This window comes from Bacillus sp. HMA207 (assembly GCF_003402455.1).
Classification (GTDB): domain Bacteria; phylum Bacillota; class Bacilli; order Bacillales; family Bacillaceae_G; genus Bacillus_A; species Bacillus_A cereus.
Genome location: NZ_BEZT01000001.1, coordinates 3,264,417 through 3,282,248 on the forward strand (window position 1 = coordinate 3,264,417; position 17,832 = coordinate 3,282,248).

The following is a 17,832-nucleotide window of genomic DNA, read 5'->3' on the forward strand; positions in this document are numbered from 1 at the left end:
TTAACTAATTTTTTTATCAATTACTTTATCATTTGGCTGTGGAATTGCTGTACCTTCTATTACTCTTTCAATATCTTTCTTTAAACCGAACCAATTTTTATTTGTATGCCCTGCAATCCACCATTCATCATTAACACGTTGTATCCAAATACGGCGATGATTCCAATACATACCTTGAATGACACCAACCATAAATATAAATCCTCCAATGCCGAGAATCCAAAGCGTTAAATCTTTTCTTACAGTAAGTGCTGTTGCATTTTGCATTTCAACACCTGCAAACGACATTTTATATTTGTTGTTTCCATCTGGTTCTATATTTTGCTGAATACCAACAAAACTCACTTCACCATCTGGTGTTTCAGGTGTAAACATTTTAAATACAAATGCAGGATTGTTTGGTAATTTCGTTTTTGTATTTGGTTTTCCATTCTCATCAAAATAAAAATCAGGAAAATAGCTTAATAGTTCTAGAGAATAACCATTTCCTAAATCATATTTTTCCTTAGGATTCGTTAAATCTACTTTAATTGGTCCCCACTTTTGATTATTTTCTTTATTTTGCAAGTTAAAGGACATACTTTTAAATTCACTTTCTTTATAAGAAACTTGATACACTGCAAATTGATCAAATTTCAGTGGTTCATTCACTCGAATTTCCGCTTCTTTTACTTTTTCTAATTTCGGTTTTTGTCCTGCTATATTTTCTCCTACCGCTTTATATAATACGGCATTCGTTTGGAAGTTTTTCGCAATCATTTTATCGCCTACACGATCAATCGCTTCATCAAAAACTTCCTTGTCCTTACTTTTATCATAAACTTCTTTTATAAATTTCTCGTTTTTTAAGTAGTATTGTCCATCCGTCCCTGGTATTTCTTTCGTTTCACCGTCACGTAACCAAAGTGCTTCGTCTACGTACATACTCGGTAAAAAACGAAGCATCGCACCGAATAAAAAGATAATAAGACCGATATGATTTACATATGGACCCCAACGCGAGAAGCGTCCCTTTTCTGCTAAAACGTTTCCGTCTTCCACTTTCACGTTATAGTTTCTTTTCTTTAAATTCTCTTGCACTCTTTCCAGGTCACCTTCTTGCGGTGTACCAGTCCCATATAATCTCTGTCTCTTTAAAAAACTAGGATGTCTTTTTACGCCTTGCTTTTTTAAAGCTTTATAAAGTGGAATAACGCGGTCTAAACTACATATCACAAGTGAAATACCGATAGAAGCAATCAAAATCATATACCACCATGAACCGTATAAATTATTAAACCCTAATTGATAGTATAATTGTCCTAAAAATCCGTATTCTTGTTTATAATATTCAGCTGGTGCAATACCTGGAGTTATGTACATTTCTTGCGGAAAAATAGTTCCTATCGCTGATGCAGCTAAAGTTATTACGATTAGCCATACACCTACTTTTACAGAAGAGAAAAAGCTCCAAATTTTATCGACTATCGTTTTTGTCTGCGTGAGAGATCTCCGTGCACTCCCCTCATAGCGCATATCCAATAGTTTTGCATTTTCATTGCTTTCAAATGGTTTCCCGCAAGCTTCACAAAAAACGGTTCCTATCGGATTAACATGTCCACATTCACATTTAATTTCTTTCAACACTCTCACCGCCCCTGTATCTATATGTACTATTGTATATTCTAACCTCGAGTTACCGCAATACTCAGAATTTTTAAACCAGAGGCACTATAAACACGCACCCCTTATGTAAAGGCTTTCTTTATTACGGAGTAATTTTCTTTAAATACCCTTCTAACTGTTCTTTCGTTTGTTCCCCTATAATTTGCTCCACTACTTTTCCATCTTTATCAATCAAAAAGCTTGTCGGTAAAGGACCTACTCCATATGTTCCTATAATCTTTTGTCCTTTATCAATGGCAACTGGGAATTTCAAACCATATTGGTTCACAAAGTTCTTTACTGCAATATCCGTTTCATCTGCATCTAACGCTATGATTTCAACGCCTTTTTCTTTATACTTTGGATATAATTCATTCATATAAGGCATTTCTTTTTCACAAGGTTTACACCACGTGCCCCAAAAGTTTAAAAATACACCTTTTCCCTTTAAATCTTTTAGTTCAATTTTCTTTCCTTCTAAATCCGTCACAATAAAGTTAGGTGCTTCTTTTCCGATTTGCATTTTCTCTTTATTAGCAAAGAATCCTTGATAAAGGGTAAATCCTACAGCACCACATAAAATGAGTAGAATAATAACGCGAAATAATAAGCGATTTTTCTTCATATTACCTCTCCTCTCCTCGGCAAGTGTTATGTATTATCTTCTGTAAATGTTGTATTGAATAAATCACCAGCAGAGCACTCCACTGGTGAATTTTTAACTCTATAGCTTATCTTGGCTTTGTAGAAGCAAGCGCGCGTAATTGTTTCACCTCATGTGGTGTCAATTCTCTCGCATCACCAGGTCGCAGGCTTCCTACTTCTAAGAAAGCATAACGTTCACGTTTTAATTTCACTACTTTACAGTCTAACGCTTCAAACATACGACGTACTTGACGATTACGTCCTTCATGAATTGTTAATTGTACAATAGCCATCTCTTTACGCTTGTCCCAAGAAATAATTTTCACACGTGCTGGTGCTGTTTTACCGTCTTCTAACGTAACACCGCGTTCTAACATGCGAATTTTCTCACCTGTTAATGGCCCTTTTATTTTTGCAACATATGTTTTTTCAACTTTATATCTAGGATGCATTAATACGTTTGCGAAGTCCCCATCGTTTGTCATTAATAATACGCCAGACGTATCATAATCTAAGCGTCCGATTGGGAATAAACGTTGTGTAATTTCCGGGAAAAAGTCCGTTACAACACTTCTTCCTTTATCGTCTGATACACTTGAAATTACGCCAGTTGGTTTATATAGTAAAAAATAAACAGGTTCTTCTTTTTCAAGAGGGATATTATTTACTTCTACTTTATCTTGAGGAGTTACTTTTGTCCCTAACTCTTTCACTATTTTTCCATTAACTTTCACTTTTCCTTGCTGAATTAATTCCTCAGCCTTTCTTCTCGATGCAATACCTGCTTGCGCAATCACTTTTTGTAATCGTTCCATTTCTTTTTTTCACCTCGAATTTATCTTACCTTACATTAGAAAGACTTGGCAACCGCATACGCTTTACGGCTATTCGCTTCATCTTACTTAAACAACATAGCGATGATAATAAACATATAAAGGTCAAATCATGTTTTTACCCTTTATTATTGTCCATATTTTTCATATTTCTCACAATAAAAGTTCATCATTTTGTCAAAAATACCACATAAAAAAACCACTATTAAGCTACACCTTAATAGTGGTCGTATACGTATTATAAGCGAAATAGCGTAAAAAATGAATAGTATTACTGAAACAATAAAGAAACGAACACAATTGAGCATATAATCCCGATTAAATCTGCAAAAAGCCCTACTTTTAGTGCATCCCCCATTTTTCTAATCCCAACCGCTCCAAAATATACAGTTAAAATATAGAAAGTCGTATCTGTGCTCCCTTGCATCGTAGAAGCCAATCTCCCAATAAACGAATCTGGCCCATATGTTGCAATTAAATCGGTCGTAATACTTAAACCAGCAGATCCTGAAATAGGGCGTATAAGTGCTAAGGGTACAATTTCTGCTGGAACATGGATCAAATCTAACATTGGCTTCATTACCGATATCATTGCATCTAACGCACCTGAAGACCGGAATATAGAAATAGACACAAGCATTCCAACCATAAACGGTAAGATGGAAATTGCAATTTGAATCCCTTCTTTTCCTCCCTCAACGAACGATTCATACGTCGGTACTTTCTTTATTGTGCCATATAAAAGGATAAAACCAATTACACAAGGGATTACCCATAAGGAAATTGTATTTACAATGCTCATTTTTTCCGCCCCTTTCTACTCCTTCTTCGGTAAAAATAGCGGTCAATCCAAATTGCCCCAATCATAGAAAGTACTTGTGCAATAAATGTTACCCCAACAATTTCAGTAGGATTCGCTGATTCATACGTCATTCGAATGGAAATGACTGTCGTAGGAATTAATGTAATAGCTGATGTATTTAATGCTAGAAACGTCACCATAGAACGGCTCGCCGAATCCTTTCCTCCATTTAACTCTTTCAGTTGTTCCATCGCTTTAATACCAAGAGGGGTCGCTGCATTACCTAGACCAAAAAAGTTTGCCATCATATTTGATAGAATAAATCCCATAGACGGATGATCCTTTGGTATTTCTGGAAACAACCTTTTTACTATCGGCATAAAAAGTGTAACTAATTTTTTTAACAATCCGGCTTCCTCTGCAATTTTCATTAAACCGAGCCAAAATACTAAAACACTAATAAGTCCTATACAAATCGTTACCGCATCTTTTGCTCCGTCAAATACAGCTTTATTCACTTCTTCCATCGTTCCATTTATCATGGCGTATACAATCCCAATGACAGCCATCGCTACCCATACGAGATTAACCATCGTTCCCAACACCTATCATGTAAGAAAAAATTTCTTTCACATTATTCCAGTAAAGTCCCGTTGTAGCTACTAACTTTCGTTTACTATAAAATAAATTCCGTTCTCCAACTTTTTCATTACCAACATAAATGTCTGTCTTCCCAACCTTTACTCCATCCGTAAGTTTTGTACTTTTATCGAGTTCAACTTTTAATACTACGTTCTTTTTTTCTTCTTCAGTTAACGGTACCGAAAAACTATTTTTCGTATAAACATGGTTGGCATACTTCTTTTCATTTATTTCAGCAATTGCTCCTTGTCCTAAAACTTTCGTTTGTTTGAAACGGTCAAAACCTTTATCAAACAAATTCATATGATCATCCCAATCACTAGAGGCACTCAAAGTTACGACAATTAAATCTAGTCCACCTTTTGATGCCGTTGTAACAAGCGTTCGCCCAGCTTTCTTCGTAAAGCCTGTTTTTCCCCCTGTTGCAAATTCATAATAAGACGTTACCAGCTTATGTTTATTTTTCCACGGGTAATCCCAAGAATCTGATTTATATGTTTTGGTTCCAAAGATTTTCTTAAATGTCTCGTTTCCCATTGCATATTTCGTTAATAATGCCATATCGTAAGCCGACGAATAATGTGATCCATCTCCATCTAAGCCATGAGGGTTTGAGAAGTGCGTATCTTTCATTCCAATTTCTTTCGCTTTTTGATTCATTAAATATACGAATCCATCTATACTCCCACCCACACTTTCAGCAATTACTTGCGCTGCGTCATTACCAGATCTAAGCATGAGTCCGTATACTAAATCTTCTAACTTCACTTTTTGTCCAGGCTTTAAATAGATTGCCGATCCTTCCACCCTCACCGCTTCATTACTAACTGATACCATTTCTTTCATCTTCCCTGATTCAGCAGCTAATAAGGCGGTCATAATTTTTGTTATACTAGCAATTTTTTGAGGCTCATGTTCTGCCTTTCCGTATAATACACGACCAGACTGTTGCTCCATTAATACAGCATTTCGAGCACTAACATTGCTGTTCATCTTTGCATATGTAGGAATCGGCATAACGCTTGCATACATCATAAGAAGCGTAATGATTACACAAATTCGTCTCATATTTCCCCCCACGTCCTTTTGGCACTTTTTGTACAAGTGTATGCTTGGCCTTTTAAAATATGAACGAAATCTTCCTTCTACTTCCATTAAAAAAGACGCAGAGAATTTGCGTCTAATATGGTGTCCATTCAATTTGTTTCGCAGTTTCAAACCTTTTTTCTACATCAGGCCAATTTACAACATTCCACCAGTTTTTAATATATTCATCTTTTCGATTTTGGTATTGTAAATAATACGCATGCTCCCAGACATCTAGTACAAGGAGCGGTATCGTATCCCATTGTGTAAATAATTGATGAAGTGTACTTTGCAAAATTTCTAACCTTCCAGACCGGGGTACCCAAACGAGAATTGCCCAGCCTGAACCTTCTACTTTAGAGGCTGCTTCTGTAAAATGTTTTTGGAAACGTAAAAAGCTCCCAAAATCTTGTTCAATTTGTTGTGAAAAAGTTCCTCTTGGACTTCCACCACCGTCTTTTTTCATGTTATTCCAAAATATCGTGTGTAAGTAATGACCTGACCCATGAAAAGCCGCTTCCCTTTCCCAATGCTTAATTAAATCAAATTTATTTGTTTTTCTCGCTTCTTCCATCATCTTCTCTGCTTTATTTAATCCTTCCACGTAACTCCGATGATGTTTATCATGATGTAACATCATAATTTCTTTAGAAATATACGGTTCTAACGCATTATATGGATAAGGTAATGGCGGGAGTGTATGTCCTCCAATTGGGACAGCTCGTTCACTATCCCCTCTTTCATATAATTCATATTCCTCTTCTTCTTGCATAAATACTTCCTGCAAGTGATGCTGAATATGTTCTACATCATCGCTTATTTCATACATAAACTCTGCATCTGTTTCATACTCATGCTCTTTCATACGCTCTAATAACGTCTGAATTTTATAAGCAAGCATATGGACATCATACACTTCCATTGCGCGACTATCTAATACGTGAAGAACACTTTCACACCAATTTTCTACTTCATGAAAGTAATCTGTAAATACACCTTGCTGATTCATGTTGCACCTCCCTAATGCTATCCACTTAACTATATTCAATGAAAATCCCTTATATAACTGTACAAAAGGAAAAGAAGCTAAGTCACCTTAGCTTCTTTTCCTCAATCAATATTTGTGTAACATCTTTGTCTGATAATCCGTCTCATAATATTCTAGTTCTTCACGCATCAATTGAAATTTACCTTCTAAACTCTTCATCACTTGCTCTAAAGATGCAGGTGGTGTTTGTTGAAAAACGATAGAATTTTTCCCTGTATATGCAGACCGACTATTTTCATACCAATGATCACTCTTCGGTGAAAAAAACTCTGCAATTACTTGATGGTAAATCTTATATAAAATTTTTTCAGCTGCTGTTTTTCGAAATGGCTGGCTATTCAACAAAACAAAACATGCATCCTGTCCTTCTTCGCAAAAAACGAGAAGTCGTCTCATTGATGCTAATAACCCTTTATAATATCGCTCATTCCCTGCTGGTGTTTCCTCTAATAAAGAAGGTAACGTATGATAATTTACATAATTGGTTATCAAATTAATAGCATCTTCTAAAAATATAGAAACTTGTTCTGTTTGATTTTCAACCATCAAATTAGACATTTTTTCTCTCTCCTTTGCCATTTCACGCTATTTCTACTCTTTTATTTTTATGTAATTCAGCCAATATTTCTTGTACTTTCGACACCGTTCCCTCATCAAAATATTGTTGAAATTCTTCCATATTATTTAAATACAAACGTTTTTGCGCACGAAGCTCCTTATCTTTCATTAAACAACATATCGCTACAATATCGCGCAAATATATGTTTTGTTCTTCTACTTTATACACTGGATTTCCTTCAAAAGGAGTAATTTCTTGTAAAACTTCTTCAAAATATCGAACGTATAAAACCGAAAAAGTTTTCTCTTTACCATTTAATATATATGTCACTTCAGATCTGTTAAAAAAATCTTCTGATGTATTAGGTTTCTCTTTTTCTAACTCATATCCTACGTAACCTTTTATAATCATATACTCCCCCCCTCACCCTTCTTTCACCTTATTCTAACTTAATTTTCCGATAAACAAAATATTCTTTTAAATATACCTATATAAAAAATAGCTCCCCTATACAGGAAATTACCTTTTTATTTTTCTTGAAGTTTGTCATAATAATATTATTGTCTCAGTTTTCTTATACAAGGAGAGTTGTATTTATGTCGTTTTCATGGAAACGTTTCTTACAAATCGGGAAAATTATCTTCCCATTTGTTGTATTAACAATTGTATTCTTTCAAGCAAAAAAAGAATTAGCGGGCATTTCTTTTTTAGAAGCGATTGATACAATTAAAAACATTCCAACTGGAGGAGTCTTTTTAGCAATTACACTTGGTGCATTCGCTGTATCAACAATGTTCTTTTATGACTATGTTATGCTTCGTTACTTAAAAGCTGATATTCCTGTCCAAAAGATTTTCCGTATCTCGTGGATTGCTAATACTTTAAATGGATTTATCGGGTTTGGTGGTCTTGTTGGAGCCGGCGTACGCACAATGCTTTATCGTCCATATATAAAAGAAAATGGAAAACTTATTAAAAGTATCGCTTGGATGACAACTGCCTTTATTAATGGATTAGCCATTCTTTCATTTCTTGGTCTTATCGGAATATTAGACACGAGATTTATTTTGCATGAAAAACCATGGCTATGGCCTGTTCTTATCTTCTTCGCTCTTTTCGTCCCTATATATATCGGATTTTCTAAATTAAAAAATAGAAAAGCGACGCAAACAGAGGAACAAGAAGAAGAGGAGAAAAACCCAACTGTTTTATACTCATTAGTTTCATTAGTCGAATGGGTATCTGCTGGTATTGTTATGTACGTCATATTACTATTATTTGGCATTGAAATCGAATTCCAAAAGTTTTTAGGCGTATATGTTATTGCTGCTTTAGCTGGTGTCGTTAGCCTTGTTCCTGGTGGCCTTGGATCATTTGATCTTGTCTTCTTAACTGGGCTTGGGCAATACGGCATCGATACAGGTGTTTTACTCCCTGCTATGTTATTATATCGTCTCGTCTATTACATCTTGCCCTTCTGCCTTGGTCTCATTTTTGCAGCTTTTGAAATGACAGGAGTAGCCATTAAAAAGTTTGAAGATAAACCTTTTATTGCGCCTGCATTAGAGACAACTGGTGTTATATGGACTTTGCAGCGTGACTTTCTAGGAAAGTTAGGTTCTTGGGCATCTGCTGCTTTAACAGTATTTGCTGGCTTAATGGTTATTTTATCAACCATTCTACCGACAAGTATAAATCGGGCACACGCCTTACATATTCTAGCTCCAAAACATCTTATTCAATTTTCTTTTAGCTTATCCCTAACATTCGGTATTCTCCTCCTCATTCTTTCGCGGGGGATATATTACGGAACAAAACGTTCTTATTATATGACGATTGTTTCTTTAATTGGAGCGGCTATTTTTAACACACTAAAAGGAATTGATGTTGAAGAAACTTTTATTTTATTAATCGTACTCGCTGTATTGTATATGCTTCGTAAAAGGTTTGTACGTGAGAAAATGGAAGTCTCACTTTCCGATATCGTAAAAGTTTTTATATTCCTACTTGTAACGTTATATTTATATAAAAACTTAGGTATTTTATTTGCAGGTGCAAAAGAAGCTTTCAAACCTGATTTTGTCGTTCGTAATATTACACAAGTGAAACGAAGTGCATTAGCAGCTGCCTTTTTTGTTCCTACTTTTTTACTAATTGGTTCACTCATTGCAAATCGTTATCGAAATGAATTTCCGGGGCAACCAGCTAATGATAAACGATTACAAAACTTCTTAGATGAACATGGTGGAAATGTGCTTAGTCATTTAGGTTTTTTAGGAGATAAACAGTTCTTTTTCAGTAGTGATGGAAAAGCACTCATTCTCTTCTCAATAACTGGAAAACGGCTTATTGTACTAGGTGATCCAATTGGGGACCCTTCCTCCTATCGTACTGTATTGCAAGAGTTTTTAGCTGAGGCTGATCGATTTGGATACATTTGTGTATTCTATCAAATTGAAAGTAAATGGATGAGTTTATACCACGATTTTGGTTATAACTTCTTTAAGCTTGGTGAAGAAGCTGTTGTTGATTTAAATACCTTTACAATAACAGGAAAGAAACGCGCTGGCATGCGAGCTACTTTCAACCGTTTTGAAAGAGAAGGCTATACATTCTCTATTCATGAGCCACCTTTCTCCGACGAATTATATGAAGAGTTAAGAAAAGTTTCAGATGCATGGCTTGGTGGAAAAAAAGAGAAAGGTTTTTCACTCGGATACTTCGATCGTGAATATATTAGTCGCGCTCCTATCGCAACATTATCTGATGCGGATGGAAAAATTATTGCATTCACAACATTCATGCCTGTATATCAAAACGGATCATTATCTGTCGATTTAATGCGATATTATCCAGATGCGCCTAGCGGCATTATGGACGCAATTTTCATCCACTTATTCCAGTGGGCAAAAGAAAATGAATACCACTCCTTTAATATCGGTATGGCACCACTTTCAAATGTTGGTTTATCCACACAGTCTTTCTGGTCTGAACGAGTGGCTGCTGCAATCTTTAATAACGTTCGTTATACGTATAGTTTCAGCGGATTACGACATTTTAAAGAAAAATATAAACCAGCATGGAGCGGTAAATATTTAGCATTTAGGAAGAATCATTCTTTACCAATTACAATGCTCTCTGTAACAAAATTAATAGGAAAAAGAAAAAACAGCTAAATTCTTAGCTGTTTTTTCTTTTTTGAACTTGTACAATAAATTCTTTTTCATACTTCTTACCATTTATATAGAAATTCCCCCACATTTTATACGTGCCCTCGGCAGGAAATGTAATTCGGTATTGTAATTGCTCATCCGTATCTACAGGCATAGCGTATAAAAAATTCTCCTTCGTTTCATCCACTATATAGAGTGACTCTACTTCTCCTCTCTCTGAATGCAATTTCAATTTTTCACCCTTTTTCGCTTGAAACTGAAATGTTAACGTAACTGGTTCATTCGGATGTAATGCGCCAAATAAAAGAGAAACTTCATACTCTCCTATTTTTTTTGTAAGTACACTGTCGATTGGAAATTTCACTTTTTTCTTATTGTTCTCCTCTTTCGTTCTACCAAAATCTTTCTTAGCGAATGACTCTACGGACTTATTTTTGTCTTCGTATAAAAATATTGTATATTCTTCGTCTTTCGCTATTTTGGAAGATAACTTATATGACCCGTTCCCTGCAAATGTGGGTTTAATTTGTTGTATGTTTTTTAACTGTCCATCTACAATCACTGCCCGCATTTGATCATTTACACCACGAATTTCATTATTCTTGTTGTTTAACAACTGAAATACAATATCTACTTTCTCATTTCCCTTTCCATTTGAAACATCCCACTTTACTTCCTGAACATCTCCTACAGTCTCTTCATTTTCTTGATATTTTTTTATGTAAAATCCTCCTGCCACAATAAGTACTAACGCAATAAGCCCAATGACAAGATTTTTCAAAACATCACCTACCATTTTTATTGTCTCTATTCATACAAAACTTCTTAAGATATATATTCTAGATTATGATTTATGAAATCCTCCTATTTTGCACATATTACAAATAATAAAAAGATTTTAATTGAAAGGATTCGTAGTGTATAATGCAAATGATATTGATTTCTATCAATACATTATAAGGAGGACTTTTTTATGAGTGTACATATCGAAGCAAAACAAGGCGAAATCGCTGAATCTATTCTATTACCTGGTGATCCATTACGTGCAAAATATATCGCTGAAACATTTCTAGAGGACGTTACTTGCTATAATAATGTGCGTGGTATGTTAGGTTTCACTGGAACTTATAAAGGAAAACGTGTATCTGTTCAAGGTACAGGTATGGGTGTTCCTTCTATTTCTATTTATGTAAACGAATTAATCCAAAGCTACGGAGTTAAAAATTTAATTCGCGTTGGAACTTGCGGTGCAATTCAAAAAGATGTAAAAGTTCGTGATGTTATTATCGCAATGACGGCTTGTACTGATTCTAATATGAACCGTTTAACATTCCCAGGATTTGATTTTGCACCAACTGCAAACTTTGACCTTTTAAAGAAAGCTTATGATGCTGGAACTGAAAAAGGATTACACGTTCGTGTCGGTAACGTTTTAACAGCAGATGTGTTTTATCGTGAAAGCATGGACATGGTTAAAAAACTTGGAGATTACGGTGTATTAGCAGTAGAAATGGAAACAACTGCTCTTTACACATTAGCAGCGAAATACGGTGTAAATGCATTATCTGTATTAACAGTTAGCGATCACATCTTCACTGGCGAAGAAACAACATCTGAAGAGCGTCAAACTACATTTAACGAAATGATTGAAATCGCTTTAGATGCAGCAATTCAACAATAATACACTAAAGAACTTGTCATACGTCTGGCGAGTTCTTTTTATGTGACTTTTTATAAATAACTACTTTATAAAGAGACAGATTTCTCCCCTCTACTTTCTTGTAACGTTTGTTATAATGAAGTGAAACTTTAATCAGTGGAGGTTTTTTCCATCCCCCACTGATTATTAGTTGAACCAATCGGATTTTACGGGCAATTGATCTCCCGCCTAACTCCCTTGTATTCGCCGAATTTTGAAGTGGGAGTCTTATTGCCCGTTAAAGCGGGATAAAGAAATCATTTACAGTATTTCTCATAAGAGGTGACGCAGTGAAAAACAGAAGTATCGTCTTTAAACTATTTTTATTAACATCCACTTTATTTACAATCATATTCCTACTTTTTTTCCTAGGACAATCTCTATTTTTAGAGAAATTTTATATTAATAAGAAAGTAAAAACAGTCCAAACTGCTTTTGAAAAATTCGTAGATAATTATGATAAAAGTGATAAAAGTTATGAGCAGGTTAGAAAACTAAAACAAGAATTTCATGATAAAACAAATGCCGATATGCAGTTTTTGGATTCTAACGGTATTATTAAAAGTGATAACAATTACTATATCGATGTATTTAATCCCAACAATAATAAACAGTATTCCATTCCACTCAATAATCTTTTAACACCAGAAGAATATAATAAATTCGAAAATTTAGGTTTAAAAAAAGATGTAATAATCAATGTTGATGGAGTCGTACAAGAGAATAATATAATCACACCACAAAAATTAGGAACGAATTATAATCAATGGCAGAACGAACATTTCTATTCGGATTTTCAGTCAATTAATGGTAACCCTTCTAAGAACAGACTTGCAAGCCGATACAAATCTACAACTCGAATCGTCTTTACAGGTGTTATAACTAAGTTACAGCTCCCATCCAAAGCGGAGGTTCGTCTTGCAAATGATATTGAAACATTACAAGCCGTTCAATATTTTGCAGATATGATTAGAGAGGGAACTTCTAACTCGAACCAATTAAGTACTTTCATATTAGATGGTGGAGAAAATATAAAAAATAGTATCTTTGTAAAACCGATTATAGAAAATGGAAGGATTACAGAATACGCTTTTGCGATAGCATCTTTGCAGCCTGTTAATGAAGCGATGCTCGTTTTAAAAGATTATTATGTCTATGCCTTAATCATCGTGTTTCTCGTAATTATTTTGTTATCCTTCTACTACTCAAAAATCATTGTTAAGCCATTAATTAAAATAAATCGTGTTACAAAAAAAATGGCTAATTTTGATTTCAGCGAGAAATTACCTGTTACAGCTGACGATGAAATTGGCGGGCTTTCTGGCAGTATCAATACATTATCTGTAAATTTAAAAGATCGCATCGATCGATTAAATGTTGCTAATACAAAGTTACAACAAGATATTGAACGTGAACGTCAATTAGAAAAAACAAGAAAAGAATTCATTTCTGGCGTATCACACGAATTAAAAACACCGCTAAGTGTAATTAGAAGTTTTGCAGAAGGAATTAAAGATGGTGTTAGTAAGGATACTTCGTATTATACTGATGTTATTTTAGAAGAAACAGAAAATATGAACAGGCTGATTGTTGAAATGTTAGAATTAGCAAAGTTGGAATCTGGTACTTACAAACTAGATATGACGACGTTCTCAATCGGTGAATTAACGCAACAAGTCTACACAAAATTATTATTTAGCATGGAAGAAAAACATTTACAAGTGAACATCGATGCAGACCCTTCTATACTTGTTAAAGCAAATCGCAGTCGCATTGAGCAAGTAGTTGTGAACTTACTAAGTAATGCAATCCGTTATACGCCAGAGGGAGAAAAAATACAAGTCTCCATTATAGAAGCAGAAGATACCGTAAAAGTCGAAATCGAGAATACAGGAAACCCTATCCCTGAAGAAAGTCTTGAAAAAATTTGGGATCGCTTCTATCGTCTAGATGCATCACGTAGCCGTCACACTGGAGGTACCGGTCTCGGATTATCTATTGTAAAAAACATTTTAGACCTCCATCATGCCGAGTATGGTGTGTATAATACGACTAACAGTGTTGTATTCTATTTCAATTTACAAAAAGTAAAAGAAGTCAAATAATTTGTCTTAATTTCACTAGGAGTTCACATGAAATTCACACTCTCCCTTTATAGTAAGAAACAAGTTAATCCTTTCCTTTACACATATAAAAGAGGAGAGTGCGTGAAATGAAACAAGCAGGACAACCTATTCAAAATGAAAAACAATTAGAAACTATCAAAAATATACTTTTACAATCTTCGAAACGTGATGGCTTATTATTCGTATTAGCTGTAAATTCTGGCTTAAAAGTAAGTGAAATCTTACAATTAAAAGTTAGTGATGTAATCGATGAAAATGAAAATGTTCGCCATTCCATTTTATTTTACAATGAAAAAGTGAAGAAACATAAATGGTTTGCTGTAAATGAAGACTTACAGCACGCAATCGAAGACTACATGAAAGAACGTAAAACTTGGAAACGTAATGAACCATTGCTAAAATCTCAAAAAGGAACAAAATCTATTACGAGACAACATGCATGGTACATTTTAAACAAAGCTGCAAAAGAAGTTGGATTAGAAGGGATTAGCTCACATACACTTCGAAAAACTTGGGGTTATTGTGCATACAAATCAGGTGTTGATATTGCGTTTTTACAACACTTCTTTGATCATAGTACTCCATCAAAAACTTTAAAGTATATCGGTATTGCTTAATAACTCTTATACATAAAAAAGGTTACCATTTGAAAATTTGGTAACCTTTTTTATATTTCATATTCTCTTTTCTTGTCTCTCCTATACTGTAGTGGTACTCTAATAATAAGGGGGAGAAATTATGAACACACTTACAATTGAATTACCAAAAGAAACGGCTGAAAAACTTGATTTATTAAAACAAGCTTATGAAAAGAAAACAGGTGCTTCTATCTCTGAGAGCACTCTCGTTCAAACACTTATCTCAAAAGAATTTATCCAAGCGATAACTCCTTTTGATTTACAACAATTCGTCAACGGAAAAGAACAGCATTAATGCTGTTCTTTTTTTATCTCTCTTTAAAATATACAAAGTTTTTAATATATTTTTAGAAAAACCATTGACAATGATAATGATAACCATTATCATTTATTATGAAGCCAACAATTGATGAATCAACCAAACGCTCAGTAACATTGTTACCCCTCTTTTTCATATAGAAAGGCACTGTACATTCCCCCTGTTTGTACAGTGCCTTTCTTGTTTATTATCATTCAAAAAAATTTAATTGCTCCGGCTTCGGCTCACCATATGTAATGTTCATCATTTTCATAAGCTGTTTCGCATTATCTGCTGCATCCCCACCTGAATTGTTGTTAAACAGTACGTATATATCCTTTGTTTTCTTTTTTAATTGCTCTAGTCGTTCAACCCATTCTTCCAGTTCTTTATTGTTGTAGCGATATAAACAGCGAACCGCTCTCCAATTTTCCCCTTTATCAAGCCAACCATGAACATTTCGACCGTGAAAACGTATTAATGCCATGTCTGAATTCGTAACCTCTAACACGAGTGGCACAGAACCTATCCCAGCCTGTGGTTCATCACAAATTGTATGAACCCATTTCTCCTGTTCTAGAAACTGTAACGTCTTATCTCTCATTTCTGGATAAAACCATGTTTGATTTCGAAATTCTATCGCACACGGCAAACCTTCCATTTTTTCTTTTGTATATCGGAGAAAATCTACATTTTTCTTTTTGCAATCAAACCATGGTGGATATTGAAATAAAATTGTTTTTAATTTATCAGCTTCTATTAAAGGAAGAATAGACTGTTTATACACATCAAACATCTCATCGAACGTAGAAAAAGGAATTTCACCTTTCATATGTCCCGTCATTCCTTGATACGCTTTTACGACAAAAGAAAAATCTTTCGGCGTTTCCATTGCCCATTTTATATAATTTCGTGCAGGTTGCATCGCGTAAAATGAACTATCCACTTCCACAATAGGAAAATACTCGCTATATGTTCGTAATTTATTTCTATTTTCATAGGGATTTATGTATAAAGAATCATGATCTCCCCATCCTGTCACTCCAATAAACAGCACATATACCTCTCCCTTTTTAACTTCATCTTCTATTCACTTTCCAAACACTTTGCATCATGTAGCCTTTTCTTTAAGAGTATCCTTATAAAAATATGATATACTATATGGAAGAATTTTTAAAATGAGGGGTTATTTATTTATGCTTCCAAACGATGCTACTGTATCTCATGAAAAACGAATTGAAGAACTAGAAAATAAAGTACGTTTTTATGAAGAACTTGTGAATCAATTACCACATCATTTCACATACAAAAATCCACATATTGGTTTACGAATAAAGAAAACTAGAACAACCCATTCCATTCAAGAAATACCAAAAGAGAATAAAGAGGCTCATTTTCAACTTACTTGTGATTCATTATTTTTATTTGAACAACTCGAAAAACACTTTGTACATATTTTTGATGCCTTTTCACATCATGTAACCTTTGTCGATAGTAAAGGGAATATTACTTTATGTAATCAAGTTGCTGCAGATGATTTCGGTGTAATACGAAATGATATTATCGGAAAACCGATTCAACAATTACTAAACTTGCCGGAAGAAAAAATTAAAGCGATTGAAACATTAAAAACGGGAACAGAAATATATAATGAAGAAGTTTTAGACAAAAACTATGGCATTATAAATAACCGAATTATTCGCGATTATAACGGGGAGATTTTTAGAGTTATTAGTGTCTTTCATTATTTAAATACAGAACGTGATGCAGAGAAGTTTTCGTTAGCAGGGCGAATCGCAGCTGGAATTGCACACGAAGTACGAAATCCTCTTACAACAGTACGAGGATACTTACAATTTTTACAAGAAAGCGTTTCTCCATCAAATAAAGAGTTATTTAAAAATTTGCTTATCCCTGAATTAGATCGTGCAAATAATATTATTACAAAATTTTTAGCCATTTCAAAAACACGGGAATTTACAAGAGAACCGTTTCCCATTAATACATTTTTACGTGACTATATTCAACAGTTACTAGTTAGTGAAGTTTCCTTGCATAATATTTCAATTGATTATAACTTCTCTAATGAATTAGATGATATTTTAGTCAATATTGATCGACATGAACTTGTTCAAGTGTTTTTAAATCTATTTCAAAATGCCATCGATGCTCAAGGCGACAAACCTCTTTCTATTCAAATTACTAGTTATCGCCTTGATAACTTCGTTCGGATTACTTTCACAGATAATGGAATTGGTATTCCTCCAGCTATTCAAGAATATATCTTTGATCCATTCTTCTCAACGAAGGATTCGGGAACAGGACTAGGCTTGTCAGTAACAAAAAAAATCATCCAAAATCATAACGGCACGCTCAAAATGACTAGTGCTTCAAACGGTACAACTTTCACTATTTCTATTCCAATCTTACCTAAAACAACCCTTGAAAAATTAAATCAATGTAAATAAAGGACTAATGCACGAACTACATGCCAATTGTTAAACACTCCCAACAATTAGCATGTAGTTTTTTATGTTGCACTTTTCTTCTTTACATTATATAAACCTTTCTCTATATCTTACTTATTTCTTTCTAGGTGGGCCAATTTCTTATTTTTTTAGAAATGGTAGTTTGTCCAT

Annotated in this window: 17 protein-coding genes; 6 read left to right on the forward strand and 11 right to left on the reverse strand. The window is 34.3% G+C overall.

Translation table 11 applies throughout. From position 1 onward, the window contains the following. From resB to HMAS_RS16865, 9 genes are all read right to left on the reverse strand, one after another. Complete coding sequence (resB, locus tag HMAS_RS16825) at positions 1–1,626, reverse strand: cytochrome c biogenesis protein ResB (RefSeq protein WP_000910523.1); 1,626 nt, start codon at positions 1,624–1,626, stop codon at positions 1–3. 121 nt (positions 1,627–1,747) lie between these two features. Then, positions 1,748–2,269, reverse strand: coding sequence for a thiol-disulfide oxidoreductase ResA (resA, locus tag HMAS_RS16830; protein WP_000742192.1), 522 nt, complete (start codon positions 2,267–2,269; stop codon positions 1,748–1,750). Positions 2,270–2,375: 106 nt separating this feature from the next. After that, a complete protein-coding gene (gene rluB / locus HMAS_RS16835; protein WP_000440556.1) occupies positions 2,376–3,104 on the reverse strand; it encodes a 23S rRNA pseudouridine(2605) synthase RluB in 729 nt (242 codons plus the stop codon). A 289-nt stretch (positions 3,105–3,393) separates the two neighbouring features. Further along, the gene (gene spmB, locus HMAS_RS16840; protein ID WP_000029514.1) at positions 3,394–3,924 is read right to left on the reverse strand and encodes a spore maturation protein SpmB; all 531 of its coding nucleotides are present in this window, start codon (positions 3,922–3,924) and stop codon (positions 3,394–3,396) included. After that, entirely contained in the window at positions 3,921–4,517 is a 597-nt protein-coding gene (spmA, locus tag HMAS_RS16845) for a spore maturation protein SpmA (RefSeq protein WP_000247811.1), read from the reverse strand. The genes spmB and spmA overlap by 4 nt, the downstream gene beginning before the upstream one ends. Beyond that, the gene (gene dacB, locus HMAS_RS16850; RefSeq protein WP_001252638.1) at positions 4,510–5,634 is read right to left on the reverse strand and encodes a D-alanyl-D-alanine carboxypeptidase DacB; all 1,125 of its coding nucleotides are present in this window, start codon (positions 5,632–5,634) and stop codon (positions 4,510–4,512) included. Before dacB ends, spmA begins: the two co-directional genes overlap by 8 nt. A gap of 112 nt (positions 5,635–5,746) precedes the next feature. Further along, positions 5,747–6,661, reverse strand: a complete 915-nt coding sequence (locus HMAS_RS16855; protein WP_001075741.1) for a superoxide dismutase — start codon at positions 6,659–6,661, stop codon at positions 5,747–5,749. 105 nt (positions 6,662–6,766) lie between these two features. Further along, positions 6,767–7,258: a YpuI family protein gene (locus HMAS_RS16860; protein WP_000067557.1), complete on the reverse strand. Its 492-nt coding sequence runs from the start codon at positions 7,256–7,258 to the stop codon at positions 6,767–6,769. A gap of 22 nt (positions 7,259–7,280) precedes the next feature. Then, the gene (locus tag HMAS_RS16865) at positions 7,281–7,670 is read right to left on the reverse strand and encodes a hypothetical protein (RefSeq protein ID WP_000584367.1); all 390 of its coding nucleotides are present in this window, start codon (positions 7,668–7,670) and stop codon (positions 7,281–7,283) included. Positions 7,671–7,855: 185 nt separating this feature from the next. Here HMAS_RS16865 and mprF point away from each other — a divergent pair, with 185 nt between their 5' ends. Further along, on the forward strand, positions 7,856–10,435 hold the full coding sequence (gene mprF, locus HMAS_RS16870; protein ID WP_000010848.1) for a bifunctional lysylphosphatidylglycerol flippase/synthetase MprF: 2,580 nt from the start codon (positions 7,856–7,858) through the stop codon (positions 10,433–10,435). Positions 10,436–10,439: 4 nt separating this feature from the next. On the opposite strand, the gene HMAS_RS16875 is transcribed toward mprF, so the two are convergent. Next, positions 10,440–11,228 (reverse strand): hypothetical protein, encoded by a 789-nt coding sequence (locus tag HMAS_RS16875; protein ID WP_000232606.1) that lies wholly within the window; start codon positions 11,226–11,228, stop codon positions 10,440–10,442. A 177-nt stretch (positions 11,229–11,405) separates the two neighbouring features. Here HMAS_RS16875 and deoD point away from each other — a divergent pair, with 177 nt between their 5' ends. From deoD to HMAS_RS16900, 4 genes are all read left to right on the forward strand, one after another. Then, positions 11,406–12,113, forward strand: a complete 708-nt coding sequence (gene deoD / locus HMAS_RS16880) for a purine-nucleoside phosphorylase (RefSeq protein ID WP_000110709.1) — start codon at positions 11,406–11,408, stop codon at positions 12,111–12,113. Between the two features lie 308 nt (positions 12,114–12,421). Then, the gene (locus HMAS_RS16890) at positions 12,422–14,236 is read left to right on the forward strand and encodes a sensor histidine kinase (protein ID WP_000797516.1); all 1,815 of its coding nucleotides are present in this window, start codon (positions 12,422–12,424) and stop codon (positions 14,234–14,236) included. Between the two features lie 107 nt (positions 14,237–14,343). Then, positions 14,344–14,874: a tyrosine-type recombinase/integrase gene (locus HMAS_RS16895; RefSeq protein ID WP_000806236.1), complete on the forward strand. Its 531-nt coding sequence runs from the start codon at positions 14,344–14,346 to the stop codon at positions 14,872–14,874. Between the two features lie 121 nt (positions 14,875–14,995). After that, positions 14,996–15,190: a DUF3924 domain-containing protein gene (locus HMAS_RS16900; RefSeq protein WP_001094860.1), complete on the forward strand. Its 195-nt coding sequence runs from the start codon at positions 14,996–14,998 to the stop codon at positions 15,188–15,190. A 214-nt stretch (positions 15,191–15,404) separates the two neighbouring features. Here HMAS_RS16900 and HMAS_RS16905 read toward each other — a convergent pair whose 3' ends face one another. Beyond that, complete coding sequence (locus HMAS_RS16905; protein WP_016122170.1) at positions 15,405–16,250, reverse strand: DUF72 domain-containing protein; 846 nt, start codon at positions 16,248–16,250, stop codon at positions 15,405–15,407. Positions 16,251–16,389: 139 nt separating this feature from the next. On the opposite strand from HMAS_RS16905, the gene HMAS_RS16910 reads away from it, so the two are divergent. Beyond that, on the forward strand, positions 16,390–17,661 hold the full coding sequence (locus HMAS_RS16910; RefSeq protein WP_116344930.1) for an ATP-binding protein: 1,272 nt from the start codon (positions 16,390–16,392) through the stop codon (positions 17,659–17,661). The last annotated feature ends 171 nt before the right edge of the window (positions 17,662–17,832 follow it).

Bases quoted from the DNA above. Each gene is read 5' to 3' on its own strand.
- resA (WP_000742192.1), bottom strand. From the start codon at position 2,269: ATGAAGAAAAATCGCTTATTATTTCGCGTTATTATTCTACTCATTTTA.
- HMAS_RS16860 (WP_000067557.1), bottom strand. From the start codon at position 7,258: ATGTCTAATTTGATGGTTGAAAATCAAACAGAACAAGTTTCTATATTT.
- dacB (WP_001252638.1), bottom strand. From the start codon at position 5,634: ATGAGACGAATTTGTGTAATCATTACGCTTCTTATGATGTATGCAAGC.
- HMAS_RS16875 (WP_000232606.1), bottom strand. From the start codon at position 11,228: ATGGTAGGTGATGTTTTGAAAAATCTTGTCATTGGGCTTATTGCGTTA.
- HMAS_RS16865 (WP_000584367.1), bottom strand. From the start codon at position 7,670: ATGATTATAAAAGGTTACGTAGGATATGAGTTAGAAAAAGAGAAACCT.
- HMAS_RS16895 (WP_000806236.1), top strand. From the start codon at position 14,344: ATGAAACAAGCAGGACAACCTATTCAAAATGAAAAACAATTAGAAACT.
- deoD (WP_000110709.1), top strand. From the start codon at position 11,406: ATGAGTGTACATATCGAAGCAAAACAAGGCGAAATCGCTGAATCTATT.
- HMAS_RS16900 (WP_001094860.1), top strand. From the start codon at position 14,996: ATGAACACACTTACAATTGAATTACCAAAAGAAACGGCTGAAAAACTT.
- spmB (WP_000029514.1), bottom strand. From the start codon at position 3,924: ATGAGCATTGTAAATACAATTTCCTTATGGGTAATCCCTTGTGTAATT.
- HMAS_RS16910 (WP_116344930.1), top strand. From the start codon at position 16,390: ATGCTTCCAAACGATGCTACTGTATCTCATGAAAAACGAATTGAAGAA.
- mprF (WP_000010848.1), top strand. From the start codon at position 7,856: ATGTCGTTTTCATGGAAACGTTTCTTACAAATCGGGAAAATTATCTTC.
- HMAS_RS16855 (WP_001075741.1), bottom strand. From the start codon at position 6,661: ATGAATCAGCAAGGTGTATTTACAGATTACTTTCATGAAGTAGAAAAT.
- rluB (WP_000440556.1), bottom strand. From the start codon at position 3,104: ATGGAACGATTACAAAAAGTGATTGCGCAAGCAGGTATTGCATCGAGA.
- spmA (WP_000247811.1), bottom strand. From the start codon at position 4,517: ATGGTTAATCTCGTATGGGTAGCGATGGCTGTCATTGGGATTGTATAC.